At 73.0% G+C, this 15508-nt stretch carries 6 protein-coding genes and 1 pseudogene; 4 read left to right on the top strand and 3 right to left on the bottom strand.

What is annotated here, in order from left to right:
* Positions 1-71 precede the first annotated feature (71 nt).
* Positions 72-578 (bottom strand): annotated as a pseudogene (locus EMA17_RS03355) (NsdA family TPR-like regulatory protein); the annotation flags it as partial.
* A gap of 138 nt (positions 579-716) precedes the next feature.
* On the opposite strand from EMA17_RS03355, the gene EMA17_RS03350 reads away from it, so the two are divergent.
* The 4 genes from EMA17_RS03350 (at position 717) to EMA17_RS03335 (ending at position 4598) form a co-directional block, all read left to right on the top strand.
* Positions 717-1130 (top strand): hypothetical protein, encoded by a 414-nt coding sequence (locus EMA17_RS03350; protein ID WP_174861292.1) that lies wholly within the window; start codon positions 717-719, stop codon positions 1128-1130.
* A 556-nt stretch (positions 1131-1686) separates the two neighbouring features.
* On the top strand, positions 1687-2931 hold the full coding sequence (locus EMA17_RS03345) for a hypothetical protein (RefSeq protein ID WP_126635322.1): 1245 nt from the start codon (positions 1687-1689) through the stop codon (positions 2929-2931).
* Between the two features lie 48 nt (positions 2932-2979).
* A complete protein-coding gene (locus tag EMA17_RS03340; protein WP_126635321.1) occupies positions 2980-3633 on the top strand; it encodes a GAP family protein in 654 nt (217 codons plus the stop codon).
* 125 nt (positions 3634-3758) lie between these two features.
* Positions 3759-4598, top strand: coding sequence for a hypothetical protein (locus tag EMA17_RS03335; protein ID WP_126635320.1), 840 nt, complete (start codon positions 3759-3761; stop codon positions 4596-4598).
* Positions 4599-4671: 73 nt separating this feature from the next.
* Here EMA17_RS03335 and EMA17_RS03330 read toward each other — a convergent pair whose 3' ends face one another.
* Together EMA17_RS03330 and EMA17_RS03325 are read right to left on the bottom strand one after the other, a co-directional pair.
* Positions 4672-4899, bottom strand: a complete 228-nt coding sequence (locus tag EMA17_RS03330) for an MbtH family protein (RefSeq protein ID WP_126635319.1) — start codon at positions 4897-4899, stop codon at positions 4672-4674.
* A complete protein-coding gene (locus EMA17_RS03325) occupies positions 4896-15335 on the bottom strand; it encodes a non-ribosomal peptide synthetase (protein ID WP_126635318.1) in 10440 nt (3479 codons plus the stop codon). The genes EMA17_RS03330 and EMA17_RS03325 overlap by 4 nt, the downstream gene beginning before the upstream one ends.
* Positions 15336-15508 lie beyond the last annotated feature (173 nt).

Genomic DNA, 15508 nt, shown 5'->3' with positions numbered 1-15508 from the left:
GCCGTCCGGGCCCGCCGCGGTCGATGCGCCGCCGGGCATCGCGCGCCGGGACGGGGCGGTGGACGCGGGTGTCACGCCGTCAGGACTTGTGCGCGTTCGCGGAGGGAACGCAGGCACCGGACGTGCGGGAACTGCCCCAGGAACCGGCGCAGCGGGGTGAGTTCGCGGTCGACTCGGGCGGAGCGCAGGTGGGGGTAGTGCTCCAGGAAGGCGTGCCGGTGTCGGGCGGCGAGGTCGAGGTCACCGGTGACGGTGAGGGTCCGGGCGAGGTGTGCCTGGGTGATCGCGTGCGCCCGGTGCCGGGTGGGTGGGCGTTTGCGGAGCGACGCGCGGAACGCGTCCAGGCTCTGCCGGCGTTCGCCGAGTGTGTGGAGGATTCGGGCCCGCCGGTAGTCCAGTGCCGGCTGCGGATAGGTGTCGAAGGGGCCGGGCGGCGGCCGGTCGCGATCGTGTTGACATTCCGCTTCGGCCACATCGGCGAGGGTGGTCGTGCGATGGCCCTCGACGGCTTGGACGAGGGCGCGCTGGGTCAGGGCGTACGAACACACCTCGGGCGTGGTGTGCGCGGCCGCGTCGAACTCCCCCGCCGCACTCGCCCGTTCGCGTCGGTCGGGTGAACGTGTCCCGTTCGCCGGAACCCTCGGCCGTAACCCGTGCGCGCGGGCCTCGGCTCGCGCGAGACTGTGCGCTCCACGACGCGTTGGCGAGGAGCGAAGATGTTACGTGTGAGGAAGACCGTGCCCGCGGCGATACTGGCGGCTTTGGCGTTGTCGGGCATGGGAGCCACACCCGCGACAGCGGCCGGAGGACTGCTCCCGCACCCCGGGCCGGACGGCCTGGTGTGGGTGGAGGAGAGCACGGGAGACGGTGGTGTCGTATCGGGGGGCGCCTCGGAACGACTGCCGACCATACTCACCGTCGCCTGTGAGGGCGGCGGCAGCGTCCGGGTGAGGATGCACTCCCGGGACGCGGAGGTCGCCGCGTTCACCGTGGATTGCCCCGTCGGCGGTGTCGGCCTGAACTCGGCGACCATGGATCCGGGCATCGTGCGCTCGGGGTCCTTCACCGTGGGAGTCGACGCCTCGGCGCAGACGCTGCGGTGGGCACTGACGGTAACCCAACCGGAGTAGAAAACCCCGTCGGTCGGCGGGCGTTGCGTTGCCCGGGCCGCCGGTATCGAGCACGATCCGGTGACCCGACGCCCGCCGCCCGACGGCGAGCGGAAGACGGCAGCACTCTCACCTCCTTCTCCGACGCCCCCGAGTTCACCGACACGCGACACCCGCGTCCGGGCGCGTCGAAATCGATCCGGCCCATCCGCCCGGGCGGTCCGACCCCAATCGACCTGGCCCGGCGCGCATGGCCGTCGACGGCTGTCGCCTGCCGGCGGCCGTGCACGCCTCGACGGCATCGGCCCGCCTGTCGCGGGCGGATCCGCCCGCGAGGCGTCCACGCGGGCGCACCGGTGCGCCGATCCGGGTGAAGCCTCGTCGTCCGAGCACCCGGCAGGCGCAACCGAAAGTGCGCGATCCCGCACGCTCTGCGCATATTCGACCCGATGGCAATTCTCCCCGCAGCCGTCCGGAGAGTGGTATGAGTACGCAGTCGGAGCCGCCCGACACCGGGTCCGCTCGGGTCACCCACGCACCGGGCCGTCGACGGGGCTCCCGCGCGTGGCGAATCGTGATGAGCACCGTGTCGGCCGTGTTGATCACGCTCACCTGTGTCCTGGTACCGGTGTCGCTGATCACGGTGTGGGTGCACGACATCGTGCTGGACACCGACCGCTACGTCGAGACGGTCGCCCCACTCGCCTCGAATCCCGCGATCGAGGCCGCCGTCGCCGACCGGATCACCGAAGCGGTCGACGTCCGGGTCGACGGCAAGCAGGTGACCTCGGACCTCGCCGCCTGGCTCCAGTCCCAGGGACTGCCGCCCCGGGTGGGCAACGCCGTGAAGTCGCTGGCACCGCAGTTGGACGAAGCGGCGACCCAGGCCGCCCACAAGGCGGCGACACGCTTCACCCGGAGCGACAGGTTCGAGACCGTCTGGACCAACGCCAACCGCGCCGCCCATTCGGCGATCGACCACGCGCTCACCGGCAAGGGCCGGGGCGCGCTCGGGGTCGACGAGGGCACCGTCACCCTCGACGTCGGCGCCGCGGTGGACACGGTGAAACAAGACCTCGTCAACGCCGGGGTCGGCCCCGCGGACAAGATTCCCGATGTCGACAAGCAGATGGTTCTCATCCAGTCCGACAAACTACGGAAGTTGCGAGGCGCGGCGCACGCCCTCGACGTGATGGGCAACTGGTTGCCGATCATCGCCGTGGTGCTCGGCGCGATCGGGGTACTCCTGGCCCGGCGTCGCCGTCGAGCCCTGGTCACCACCGCCCTGGGCGTCGCCTTCGGCTGCCTGGTCGTGGCCATCGCCCTGGCCGTCGCGCGACGCTTCTACCTGGACCACCTGCCGGCTCAGGTGCAGTCCCCCGCCGCCGCCTCGGCGATCTTCGACACGCTGCTGCGCTTCCTGAAGAACAGCGTCCGCACCGGGATCGTGCTGGGCCTGGTCGTCGCCATCGGCGCCTACCTGTCCGGGACGGGCCGACTGCCGCGCGCCCTGCGCGGATCGCTGGAGCGCGGCGCCGACTCCGTCGCGCGGTGGGCCGACGGACACGGGCTGCACACGGGCAGGACCGGCACGTGGGTGGTCGCCTACCGCCGGTGGCTCACCATCGCCGCGCTCCTCGTCATCGCCTTGTGGTTCGCCCTGTGGAACCGCCCGACGGGGCTGACGATCCTGCTGCTCGTGGTCGTACTTCTCGCCCTGCTCGCGATCATCGCGCTGTTGGCCGCGACCGGACGAACGACACTCTCGCGGACTCGCACCCCGAACGGGCGGCCGGGTCCGGTCGGTGGCGATGTGCCGTGATCCGTCCGACCCCGCGATCGGTCCGCCTTCCGACACACGAGGACGGCCATGGTCCTTGATCTCGTCGTCATCGGAACGGCCATCACCCTGGGCCCGATGCACAACTCGGCGTTCATTCTGTTGCTGTCCGCGAACAGGGGATTGTTGAAAGGGCTCGTGTTCACCCTGACCTGGCTCCTGGAACTCGTCGCGGTGGTCGCGGGGGTGTTGTTGTTGACCGGGGGCGATCCGCCATCGAGGCACAGCGCACCCTCGACGGCGGGTCTGGTGATCAAGTTGACCCTGGGCATCACGCTGGTCGTCTACGGCGAGCGCAAACGACGCCGAGGCACCACCCGTTCCCGGGGGAATCCGAAGTGGATGGCACGGCTGGACCGTGTTTCCGGGTGGACCGCGGCCGGCCTCGCCATCCTGCTCCAGCCATGGGCGATGGTCGCCGCCGGCGGGGCCACCGTGATGAACGCGGACCTTTCCTCGGCGGTCACGTTCGTCGCCCTGATGGGCTATTTCCTGCTCGCCACGGCCAGTCTGCTCGCGATGGAGCTGTACGCGTGCTTCGCGCCGACCCGGGCGCACATCGAACTCGAGCGGCTGCGCACGGCCGTCGCCACACACCAGGACCAGGCGATCGTCGTGTTGTCGTTGCTTCTGGGCCTGTGGTTGGCCGCGAAGAGCACGTACGAACTCGTCAGACTCGCGTAGACACGTTCGCGCCGAGGCGGTGTGCCGGCGAAAACCCGATGACAAGCGGGCGCCTCGGCCGGATCCTTGCCGGATGACGGACCCTCACCCGGATGGATGTGACGCGACGTGAAGAACCGACGGGCATGACCGCGTACGACGGACTCAAGCTGCACAGGCGCACTCTCGTCCTGGACGGTCGCGCGTACGCGGTCCTCGGGCTGCGTCCCGGGACCACGGAGCGTTTCGCCGTCGACGAGTTCCACGGCCATCGGCAGATCGTCACCCACCGATCGGGGGCGTTGTTGCTGGGTTCGTTGTTGTGGGGCATGGCGCACCGGCGGGCGCGGAACACGGTCCTGGTGATCGACCGCCCGTTCCTGGACGCGAATCCGTTCGACGCGGAGCCGTCGCCGGCCATCGTGGTCGTGCCGGCGCAGGCGGCGCCGTTCGGTGACCGTGCGGCACGCGAACTCCGGCGGCGTCTCCCGCTGTCGACGCCGTCCGAGGGCACGGTCCGGCTGCGCACGCCGGGATTCGCGGAGGCGCTGGCCGACCGACAGGCGTGGTTCGCCGCGCGCCCGCCCCGACGTTTCGACGGGTACGACGAACGGCATCGCCGTCCGGTGATCGGCATGCGCGCGGGACTGCTCGTGCTGCCCGGCACGACGCGGTGGTTGTGCGAATGGGCCGTGGACATCGGCTCGCTGGATCCGGCGGATCCCGGCCCCGCGCGCGGGTCGGGAAGGGTGTACGACGCCATCCACACCGATTTCAGCCTGGAAGTCCACGTGTTCGACAACTATCGCGACCGCGTGACGGCCGCGAGACTCGCCCGGGCTCAGGTCACGGCGGAGCACCCGGCGCTGCGCGACCCCCATGTCCTGCGCCCGCTCGTCCGGGAGCGCAACACGGACATCCACGTCCGCATGAGGCGCGACAGAACGGCGCGCCGCACCGCTTCGCGACGGGATGCCCCGTCCTGACGGAGCCCGCCGACCGGTCCGGGCGAAACGCGGAGCCGGGGCCGCCGCCGGCCGCCGTCGTGTGTACCGCCGGCTATCCCTCCCGGGCGTTCATGGCGTCGATCAGGGTTCGTGGGCGCATGTCGGTCCAGGTCCGCTCGACGTGGTCGAGGCAGGTCCGCCGGTCGGCCTCGGGGTGGGTCACCGTCCAGCCGGCGGGTACGTCGAGGGTCGCGGGCCACAGGGAGTGCTGGTTCTCGTCGTTGACCAGGACCAGGTAGGTGGCGTCGTCGTCCTCGAAGGGATTGGTCGGATGGCTCATGTCGGCTCCCTGAGGAGGGTCGGCGGTCCGGCCGGACCGGGTGTGGGCGGTGCGGGATGCGGGGTGCCGGGTCCGTCCGTCGGGTCGGACGCGGTGCTCCGGTCGAGGTGGGACGCGAGGACGGGGCCGATGCGAGCGAGGGCGTCCGGGTGCGTCAGGGCGTTGTGTCGGGCCGGGATCTCGTGGACCTCGATGCGCCCGCCGACGTGCCGGTGCCACGACGCGGGTTCGGGGGTGTGCGGGGCGCGGTCGACGCCGGCCCTGAACAGCAGCATGTCGCCGTCGAAGACGCCGGGGGTGAACGCGTGCGCCGCCGCCGCGTTGTGGTCCAGTACGGCCGCGACGGCCGCGAGTTGGTGCGGTTCCAGGGCGGCCAGGATGTGTTCTCGCTCGCGCAGCACCCGGGCGAGCCCGTCGTAGGTGATCCGGTGCGGAGCGAAGGACTCCGGGTCGCAGTCGAGGACGAGGGCCAGATGCTCCGCTCCCCCGCGCAGGGTCGACGCGTGGGGGGAGACCGTGGACAGCGGGTAGGCGTCGAGCACGGCCAGCAGCGCCGTGTGCTCGCCGCGCGCGGCCAGTTCGGTGGCCATGGCGTGCGCGATCAGTCCGCCGGCGGACCAGCCGAGCAGCCGGTAGGGACCCCGCGGCTGGACCGCGCGGATCTCCTCCAGGTAGTCGGCGGCCATCTCCTCGACCGAGGCGGGCACCGGATCGGGCCGGCTCAGCGCGCGGGCCTGGAGCGCGTACACGGGCTGGTCCGGGGGCAGGTGGCGCAGCAACCCGCCGTAGGACCAGCCGATACCGCCCGCGGGGTGCACGCACCACAGCGGGGGCCGGGTCCCGTGCGGGCGCAGCGGCAGTACCACCTCCAGGGCGCCGCCGGGGCGATCCGTCCCCGATCGTGCGGCCAGGCCGGCCGGGGTGGGTGTCTCGAAGAGGGCGCCGAGCGCGATGTCGAGGCCGAGGACGGCGCGGATCCGGGAGACGAGGCGGGTGGCGAGGAGGGAGTGGCCGCCGAGGTCGAAGAAGGAGTCGTCGGCCCCGACGGCGGGCAGGTCCAATACCTCGGCGAACAGTTCGGTGAGGATCCGTTCGTGGGGGGTCCGTGGGGTTGTGTGGGTGTCGTCCTCGGTGTTCGTGCGGTGTTCGGGGTCGGGCAGCGCGGCGCGGTCCGGCTTGCCGTTGGGGGTCAGTGGCATCGTCTCGAGGAGGACGAACGCCGAGGGGATCATGTAGTCGGGCAGGTGTCGTCGGCTGTACGCGCGCAGTTGCGCGGGGGTCGCGGGCTCGCCGCGGGCGGGGACGAGGTGGGCGGTGAGGTGTTTGTCGCCGCGGTGGTTCTCCCGGACGACGACCGCGGCCTGGGCCACCGCGGGGTGCGCGGTGAGGACGGCTTCGATCTCGCCGGGCTCGATGCGGAATCCGCGGATCTTGACCTGCTGGTCGACGCGACCGCCGAACTCCAGGCCGGTGCCGTCGGCGCGTAGGCGGGCGAGGTCTCCGGTGCGGTACATCCGTTCCCCGGGCGGACCGAACGGGCACGCGACGAACCGCTCGGCGGTCACGGCCGGCCGGTTGAGGTAGCCGCGGGCGACACCCGGGCCGGCCAGGTACAACTCGCCCGTCGTGCCCGGCGGCAACGGGTCGAGCGCGGGGCCCAGCACCCACGCCCGCATCCCCGGCATGGGCCGGCCCAGCGGCAACGGCCGGTCGGTGGCGACCACGGGACCGACCCGGTGGTGGGTGGCGAACGTCGTCGTCTCGGTGGGGCCGTACACGTGCACCACCGCCGTGCCGGGACAGGCCCGCCGCACCCGGGCGACCGCGGCGGGGGAGACCACGTCGCCGCCCGTCCACACCTCGCGCACCCCCGCCAGGCAGTGCGGTTGTTGTTCCGCGATCAGGTGGAAGAGCCCGCAGGTGAGGAACACGGCGGTGACCGCGTGGCGATCGAGCACACGCTGGAGGGCGTCGGCGTCGAGGGGGCCGGGTGGGGCCAGGACGACGGCGCCGCCGTTGAGCAGGGGCGTCCACAGTTCGTAGGTGGAGGCGTCGAACGCGGTGGGCGAGTGGGCCAGGACACGCTCGTGGGCGCCGCCGCGCCAGGTGGGGGCCAGTGCCAGCGCGGCCACGTCGTGGTGGGTCACCGCGATGCCCTTGGGTTCGCCGGTCGACCCGGAGGTGAACATCACGTAGGCGAGTCGGCGGGGGTGGCAGACGATGTCCGGAGCCGAGTCGCCGTGGTGGTGGCGGTCCAGCGTGGTCAGCGTTTCGGGGGTCAGCAGCAGCGTCGCGTCGGTGTGACGCATGATCAGGTCGATGCGGGAGGACGGGAATCGCGGGTCCAGCGGCACGTACGCGGCCCCGGCCTTGACGATCGCCAGCAGGGCCGCGACCAGGTCGGGGGAGCGTTCCAGCAGGACCGCCACCGTGCTCTCGGGTCGTACTCCCCGGTCGACGAGGGCGTGTGCGAGCCGGTTCGCGCGCTCGTCCAGTTCGCGGTAGGTGACGGTCGTGTCGCCGGCGATCACGGCCGGCGCGTCCGGGGTGGCCCGCGCCCGCTCGGCGAACAGTTCGGGCAGGGCGATCCACGGCACGGACTCGGCCCGGGTCTCGGGCCGTTCGGTGCCGGAGCGCAGCGTGCGCCGCTCGTTCGGGGAGAGCAGGTCGACGCGGCCGACGGGTGTGTCGGGACGGGTGGCGGCCGCCCGCAGCAGGCGGATCCATCGTGTGCTCAGCGTCTCGATCGTGGACCGGTCGAAGAGGTCGGTGGCGTATTCGAGCAGGCCGCTCACACCGGCGGGATCGCCGTGCGGGCCGTACCGCTCCTCCAGGAGGAACGCGAGGTCGACCCGGGCGGTTCGGGTGTCCAGCGGCACGGCGGTGGTGCGCAGTCCCGGCAGCGCGAGGTGCTGCGCCGGCGCGGGGTGGAGGCCGAGCATCACCTGGAAGAGCGGGTGCCGGGACAGCGACCGGGCGGGGTTGAGTTCTTCCACCAGTTGTTCGAACGGCAGGTCCTGGTGCGCGTAGGCGGCCAGGGCGTTGTCGCGGACGCGGGCGAGGAGTTCGGCGAAGGTGGGATCGCCGGAGGTGTCGGCGCGCAGGACGAGGGTGTTGACGAAGAATCCGACGAGATCGTCGAGGGCTTGGTCGGTGCGTCCGGCGATGGGACTGCCGATCGGGATGTCGGTGCCCGCGCCCAGGCGGGTGAACAGGGCGGCGAGCCCGGCGTGCAGGACCATGAACAGGCTCGCGCCGTGGCGTCGGCCCAACTCGGTCAGGGCCGCGTGCAACTCGGCGTCGAGTTCGACGGTGAGGTGCTCGCCGCGGTGGGTGGCGGTCGCGGGGCGGGGGCGATCGAAGGGCAGCGGGAGCTGGTCGGGCAGGCCGTGCAGGGCGTGTTTCCAGTGGGCGAGTTGGCGCGCGGCGAGACTGTCGGGACGGGCCGGGTCGCCGAGCAGGTCCCGCTGCCACAGGGTGTAGTCGGCGTATTGCACCGGCAGCGGTTCCCACGCCGGTTCCTCGTCGCGGGCCCGGGCGGTGTAGGCGAGGGTGAGGTCGCGCGAGAGCGGGCCCGTCGACCAGCCGTCCCCCGCGATGTGGTGTACGAGCAGCAGCAGCACGTGCTCGTTCGGACCGACGATGAACAGCTCCGCGCGCAGCGGCGGTTCGACGGCGAGGTCGAAGCAGTGTCGGGCGGCGGCGCCGAGCCGGTCGCGCAGTTCGCTCTCGTCGAGTCGGGTGACGGGCAGGCGCAGGGATCGGCGGGTGTGCGCCGGGTCCAGCACGCGCTGGTGGGGCGGCCCGTCCCCCGACGCGGGAAAGATCGTTCGCAGGCTCTCGTGTCGGGCCGCGACGTCGCCGAGCGCGGCGTGCAGGGCCGGTCGGTCCAGGCGCCCGGTCAGGCGCACCGCGAGGGGGATGTTGTAGGTGGGGCTGGGGCCTTCGAGGCGGTACAGGAACCACAACCGGCGCTGGGCGAAGGACAGCGGCAGGTCCCGGGGGCGTTGCCTGCGGCCCAGGGCCGGCCGCCGGAGGGCGCTCCCTCCGCACAACCGTCCGGCCAGGTCGGCCGGGGTGGGGGCCTCGAAGAGTGTGCGCAGTTCCACGTCGGTGTCGAGGGCGGCGCGGATGCGGGAGGTGAGTCGGGTCGCGAGCAGGGAGTGGCCGCCGAGGTCGAAGAAGTTGTCGTCGACGGACACGTGCGGAAGGCCGAGGATTTCGGCGAACAGCTCGCACAGCACACGTTCGTGCGAGGTGCCGGGGGCTCGCGGGTGTTCGTCGGCGGGGCGGTGCTCGGGGGCGGGGAGGTCGGCGCGGTCGAGTGTGCCGTGCGCGGTCAGGGGCAGGACGTCCACGCTCGTGAACGTCGAGGGGATCATGCCTTCGGCCAGGTGTTGGCGTGCGTACGCCCGCAGTTCGGCGGGGGACGCGGTGCGGCCCGTGGTGGGGACGAGGTAGGCGACCAGGTGTTCGCCGCCGTGCCGGTCCTCCCGGACGACGACGGCGGCCCGGTCGACGTCCGGGTGGGCGGCCAGGACGGATTCGATCCCGCCGGGGTCGACGGGCAGGCCGCGGAACCCGACCCGATCGTCGGCGCGACCGCGAAGGTCCAGCCCGTCGTCGTCCGAGCGCCATGCCGCGAGGTCGCCGGTGCGGTACATGCGTTCGCCCGGCCGGCCCCACGGGCAGGCGACGAACCGTTCGGCGGTGGGGCCGGGCAGGCCCCGGTAGCCGCGTGCCAGTCCCGCTCCGGCGAGGTACAACTCCCCCGTCACTCCCGGCGGCACCGGCCGCAGGGCGGCGTCCAGCACGTAGGCCCGCATCCCCGCGACGGGCCGGCCGGGGCCGATCGGCGGGACGGGGCCGGTGGGGGCGAGCGGGGCGCTCATCGTCGCCCACGCGGTGGTCTCGGGCGGACCGTAGGCGTGGATCACGCGCCGCCCGGGCGCCGCCGACGGGTCCCCCGGGCGCGCCTCGCCGGCGACGACGATCGCGGCCGCGGAGCTGCCGGTCGCGGGCCACGACACGGTGCCGTGCGTCGGGCGCGACAGCGAGTCGGCGAGCGCGTTCGGCGACGCGGCGCCGGACGCGGCACCGGCGGACGACGGTTCGCCGAGCGCCGACCGCGCGTCGGCCGCCGGGGCGATCACCAGCGCGGCGCCGGACAGCAGGGCCGCGCACACGTCCCGGACCAGCACGTCGACGGCGGCGGGCAGCAACACGCGGCTGCCCGTGCCGAGTTCGAGCAGTTCGGCCTGGGCGGCGGCCATGTGGGGGATGCCGGCGTGCGTGACGATCACTCCCCCGGGGCGGCCGTGGGCGCCGAAGGCATGGAGGACGCAGGCGCCGTGCCGGGGGTCGACGGCGATGCCCGGGTCGGTGTCCGGGCGTTCCTCCCGCAGGGCGGTGACCAGGTCCGACCGGTCGACGACGAGAGCGGGGCGGGCGTCGTCGAGCATCGACCGGACCCCGGCGGTCGGGTGGTCGGGATCGACGGGCAGGCAGGCCGCGCCCGCCTTGAGCGTGCCCAGGATCGCGACCACGAGGTCGACCGAGCGGGGCAGCACGAGGGCGACGACGTCCTCGGCACCGACGCCGCGGGCGATCAGAGCGTGCGCGAGCCGGTTCGCCCGAGCGTTCAACTCCCGGTAGGTCGACCGGCTCTCGCCGGCGATCAGCGCGACCGCGTCCGGTGTCTCCTCCGCCCGTGCCGCGAACAGCGCCGGCATCGACCGCCACGGCGTCGCGGGGGCATCCCGGTCGAACTCCGGGAGCACGCGTCGGCGTTCGTGCGCCGACATGATCTCCGCTCGGCCGATCGGGCGGTCCGGGTCGGCCGCCACCGAACCCAGCAGGCGTGTCCAGCGTTCGGTCAGCGTCTCGACGGTGGCGCCGTCGAACACGTCGGTGGCGTATTCGACGGTGCCCACGATCCCGTTCGGGGCGCCGTCGGGGGTGTGCCGTTCGGTGAGTTCGAGGGTCAGGTCCACGCGCGCCGTGCCGGTGGGTGTCGGCCGGCCGCTCACCCGCAGACCGGGCAGCTCGATCGTCGCGTCGGGGGTGTTCTGAAGAGCGAGCATCACCTGGAACAGCGGGTGGTGCGCGAGTGAGCGGGTCGGACTCAGCTCCTCCACCAGGCGTTCGAAGGGCAGGTCCTGGTGGGCGTAGGCGGCCAGGTTGGTGTCGCGGACACGGGTGAGGAGTTCGGCGAACGACGGGTCGCCGCCGGTGTCGGTGCGCAGGACCAGCGTGTTGACGAAGAACCCCACGAGGTCGTCGAGGGCCTCGTCGGTGCGCCCGGCGATCGGGGTGCCGATGGGGATGTCGTGCCCGGCGCCGAGCCGGGTGAACAGCGCGGCGAGACCCGCCTGGAGGACCATGTGCAGACTGGCCCCGCGGGCGCGGGCGAGGTCGAGCAGGGCGGCGTGGAGGTCGGCGCCCAGCGTGAGGTCGACGGTGGCGCCGCGGTGGGTGGCCACCGCGGGCCGGGGTCGGTCGGTGGGCAGCGCGAGTTGCTCGGGCAGCCCGGCCAACGCCTGTTTCCAGTAGGCCAGTTGACGCGCGGCAAGGCTTTCGGGATCTGCCGGATCACCGAGGAGGTGCCGCTGCCACAGGGTGTAGTCGGCGTACTGCACCGGCAGCGGCTTCCACTCGGGTGCCCCGCCGCCGCGCCGCGCGCGGTACGCCTCCGTCAGGTCCCGGGCCAGGGGGCCGATCGACCAGCCGTCGCCCGCGATGTGGTGCACCACCAGCGACAGCACGTGCTCGTCCGGGGCCAGGGCGAACAACTCGGCGCGCACCGGGGGTTCGGTCGGCAGGTCGATGCCCCGGCGCGCCGCCGACGCCAGCCGGTCCGCCAGTTCCCGCTCGTCGACGGACGTCACCGGCAGGGCCAGGTGCCGGCGGGTTCGCGTCTCGTCCAGCACCCGCTGACAGGGCAGTCCGTCCTCGGACACGGGAAAGACGGTGCGCAGGCTCTCCTGTCGCAGCGCGACGTCCACCAGGGCCTGTTCCAGTGCCGTCGGGTCGAGTTCCCCGGACAGGCGCAGGGCGACGGCGATGTTGTAGGTGGGTGTGGGGCCGTGCATGCGGTGGAGGAACCACAGGCGACGCTGGGCGAAGGACAGCGGCAGCGGCGTCGGCCGGTCCCGTGGGCGCAGTACGGGCCGCGTGCGCCCCGTCGGGTCGAGACGGGCGGCCAGACCGGCCGGGGTGGGTGCCTCGAACAGAGTGCGGATCCCCACCTCGACGCCCAGCACCGCGCGCAGGCGGGAGATGAGGCGGGTGGCCAGCAGGGAGTGTCCGCCCAGGTCGAAGAAGGAATCGTCGGCACCGACCCGCGGCAGGTCGAGGATCTCGGCGAACAACTCGCCCAACACCTGTTCGTGGGGGGTGCGCGCGGCCCGGCCGGCCTCACCCGGGTGGTGCTCGGGGGCCGGGAGCGCGGCCGTGTCCAGCTTGCCGTTCACCGTCAGGGGAAGCGCGTCCAGCGTCACGAATACCGAAGGGACCATGTGGTCGGGCAGGTGCCGCCGCGCGTACTCGCGCAGTTCCGCGGCGTTCGCACCACTCGAGCCGGGGACGATGTAGGCGACCAGGCGCCTGTCGCCGGGCCGATCCCCCCGCGCGGTGACCGCGACCCGGACCACGCCCGGATGGGCCGCCAGGACGGTTTCCACCTCGCCGGGTTCGATCCGGAAGCCGCGAATCTTGATCTGTCGGTCGGCGCGGCCGAGGTAGATCAGGGCGCCGTCCGCGCGCCGACGCACCAGGTCCCCGGTGCGGTACATCCGCTCGCCCGGTGTCGCGTAGGGACAGGCGACGAAACGTTCGGCGGTGAGGCCGGGCCGGTTCAGATAGCCGCGGGCCAGTCCCTCGCCGCCGAGGTACAACTCGCCGGGCACGCCCGGGGGTACCGGTCGCAGGGCGGCGTCGAGGACGAAGGCGCGCACGTCGGGCAGGACGGTGCCGATGACGCTGGCCCCCGCCGCGGCGGCGGTCGCCCGGTCGAACGCGGCGTGGGTGACGTACATCGTGGTTTCGGTGGGGCCGTACAGGTTGAGTACCGCCGCCCCGCGGTCGCCGTGGCGGCTGTACCACTCGTCCAGACGGGCGGGGTCGAGCGCCTCGCCGACGAGCGTCACCGTGCGCAGCGAGAGCGCCTGCCCGATCCGCGGCGCGTCGCGGTCGGCGTGCATCAGGGGATGGAACGCGGACGGGGTCTGGCAGAGCACCGTCACGCGCTCGTCGACCAGCAGGCGCAGGAACTTCTCCGGGGAGCGGGTGGTGTCGTGGGGGACGACGACCAGGCGCCCGCCGTGCAGCAGCGCGCCGAAGATCTCCCAGACCGAGACGTCGAAGGTATAGGAATGGAACATCGTCCACACGTCGTCCGCACCACACGCGAAGTGGCCCCGGGTCATGGCGAACAGCCGCATCACGTTGCGGTGCGAGACCACCACGCCCTTGGGCCGGCCGGTCGAACCCGACGTGTGGATGACATAGGCCGGATGCCGGGGGTCGATCGCGACGAGCGGGTCGCGATCGGGGTGATCCCGCAGCAGTGCCGCCGTCGAGGGGGCGTCCAGGAGCAGCGAATCCGTGCCGGGGGCGGGGTCGATCGCGGCGTGGATCGCGGAGTGGGTGAGCAGCAGGGCCGCGCCGGTGTCGGCGAGCGTGTCCGTGAGCCGTGCGGCGGGACAGCCGGGTTCGATGGGCAGATAAGCGGCACCGGTTTTGAGGACCGCGAGGATCGTGGTCACCATCTCGACGCCGCGCGGCAGTACGAGGGCGACGATGTCCTCGGGGCCGATGCCGCGGGCGATCAGGGCGTGCGCGAGCCGGTTCGCTCCGGCGTTGAGCTCCCCGTAGGTCAGGGCGTCGTCCCCGCACACCACGGCGACGGCCCGCGGGGTGGTGCGGGCGTGCACTTCGAACAGCTCGGGCACACTGCTTCGCGCGACGTCGGCCGGCGCCTCGTCGCGGCGGCCCGTCGACTCGCGGCGCTCGTCGTCGGAGAGCAGTTCGAGATCGCCGATACGCCGATCGGGGCCGGCCGCGGCCATGGCGTCCAGCAGGCGCAGCAACCGGGTCTGGTGGTCCACCAGGTCCGCGTCGCCGTACCGGTCCGCGGGGGCGTGCAGTTCCAAGCGCATGCCGGCGCCGTCGCGCTGTTCCAGGACCACGAGTGTCGGGCCGGCGACGCCTCCCCGGGAGAGGTTGTGCGTCGTGGAACGGTGTCCGGCGAACGTGAGGGAGGCGCCGAACGTCATGACGTTGACGGTCATGGTGAACCGGGAGCCGACGGGGTCGGGCAGGCCGAGGTCGCGGGTGATGTCCTCGCCTCGGTAGCGCTCGTGCGCCACCGCCTGCTCCACCGCGTCGTCGACGTGCGCGAGCAACTCCGCCAGTGGCATGGCCGGATGCACCCGCAGGCGCAGCGGCACGATGTTGGCCAGTACGCCCGGGACGTTGAGCAGGTCACGCCGCATGCGACCGGAGACCACGAGGCCCAGGAGCACGTCGCGCGCGCCGGTCAGCCGGTGCGCGTATGCCGCCGCGGCGGCGACGACGTAGCGCGAGCGCTGTGTCCCGCTCCGCTCGCTCGCCGCGCGCAACGCCTCAGGGGATGCCATCGGGCGCGCTTGGGTCCTGCGGCCGGCGCCGGGGAACCACGTGCCGTCGTCGGCGCCGACTTCGGTGTGCGCGAGGTCCGGTCGGGCGGGCAGCGGGGCCGGGTCGGGCAGGTCGGCGAGCACGTTCGTCCAGTACGCGCGGTCGGCGTCGAACTGTTCGGAGGTCCGGTAGTCCAGATCGGCGCGCACCAGATGCGTCGGCGATCCGAACGGGGAGGCTCCCGTGGCCTTTCCGGCGACCATGGCCGTGTACACCCGCGCGACCCGACGCGCGACGAGGGCGAAGCCGAAGCCGTCCATCGCCAGGTGGTGGCTGCTGCCGTACCACCACCAGCGGTCCGTCCCCAGCCGGAACAACGCGAACCGGAACAGGGGACCGCGGGATACGTCCATGGGGGTGTCCATGTCCGCCGCCACCCAGGCCCGTGCCGCCGCCTCGGGGCAGTCTTCACCGCTGACGTCCACGTGCGGAAGCGACCACTGCCGGTCCACGTCGACGACCTGCATCGGGCCGTCGCCGCCCTCGACGACGCGCAGGCCCACGGCCTCGGCCTCCGACACGGTCTGCCGCAGCGCGGCCTCGAACAGCGCGGCGTCGACCGGGCCGTGGATCTCCACGCACTCCGCGACCCGGTAGACCGCGCCGATGCCGGGTCGACGCTGCTCCGCGAGCCAGAACTCGCGTTGCGCGGAGGTCAGCGGCAGCGCGCGCGAGGCAACCTCCTCGCGGCCCTCGTCGAGGCTCGAACCGGGCGCCGGATCGGGACAGGAGGCGGTCGTAGCGCCGGGACTGGACAACGGAACCTCCGAATGGGGACGGTTCGGGCAGCGGACGAGGAGTCACGGACACGGCGTCGGTCGGCTACGGCACCGCCCGGACGATCGCTCCCGAACGGACGGGAGGCGCACGAACAGCGGTCGCCGGGTTCGCTGTTCGTGTGGCAGGCCCGGCCCGTCCCCGCCCGACATGC

This window comes from Embleya hyalina, from assembly GCF_003967355.1.
In the GTDB taxonomy this organism is placed as follows: domain Bacteria; phylum Actinomycetota; class Actinomycetes; order Streptomycetales; family Streptomycetaceae; genus Embleya; species Embleya hyalina.
This window is presented reverse-complemented; position numbering and strand designations above follow the sequence as displayed.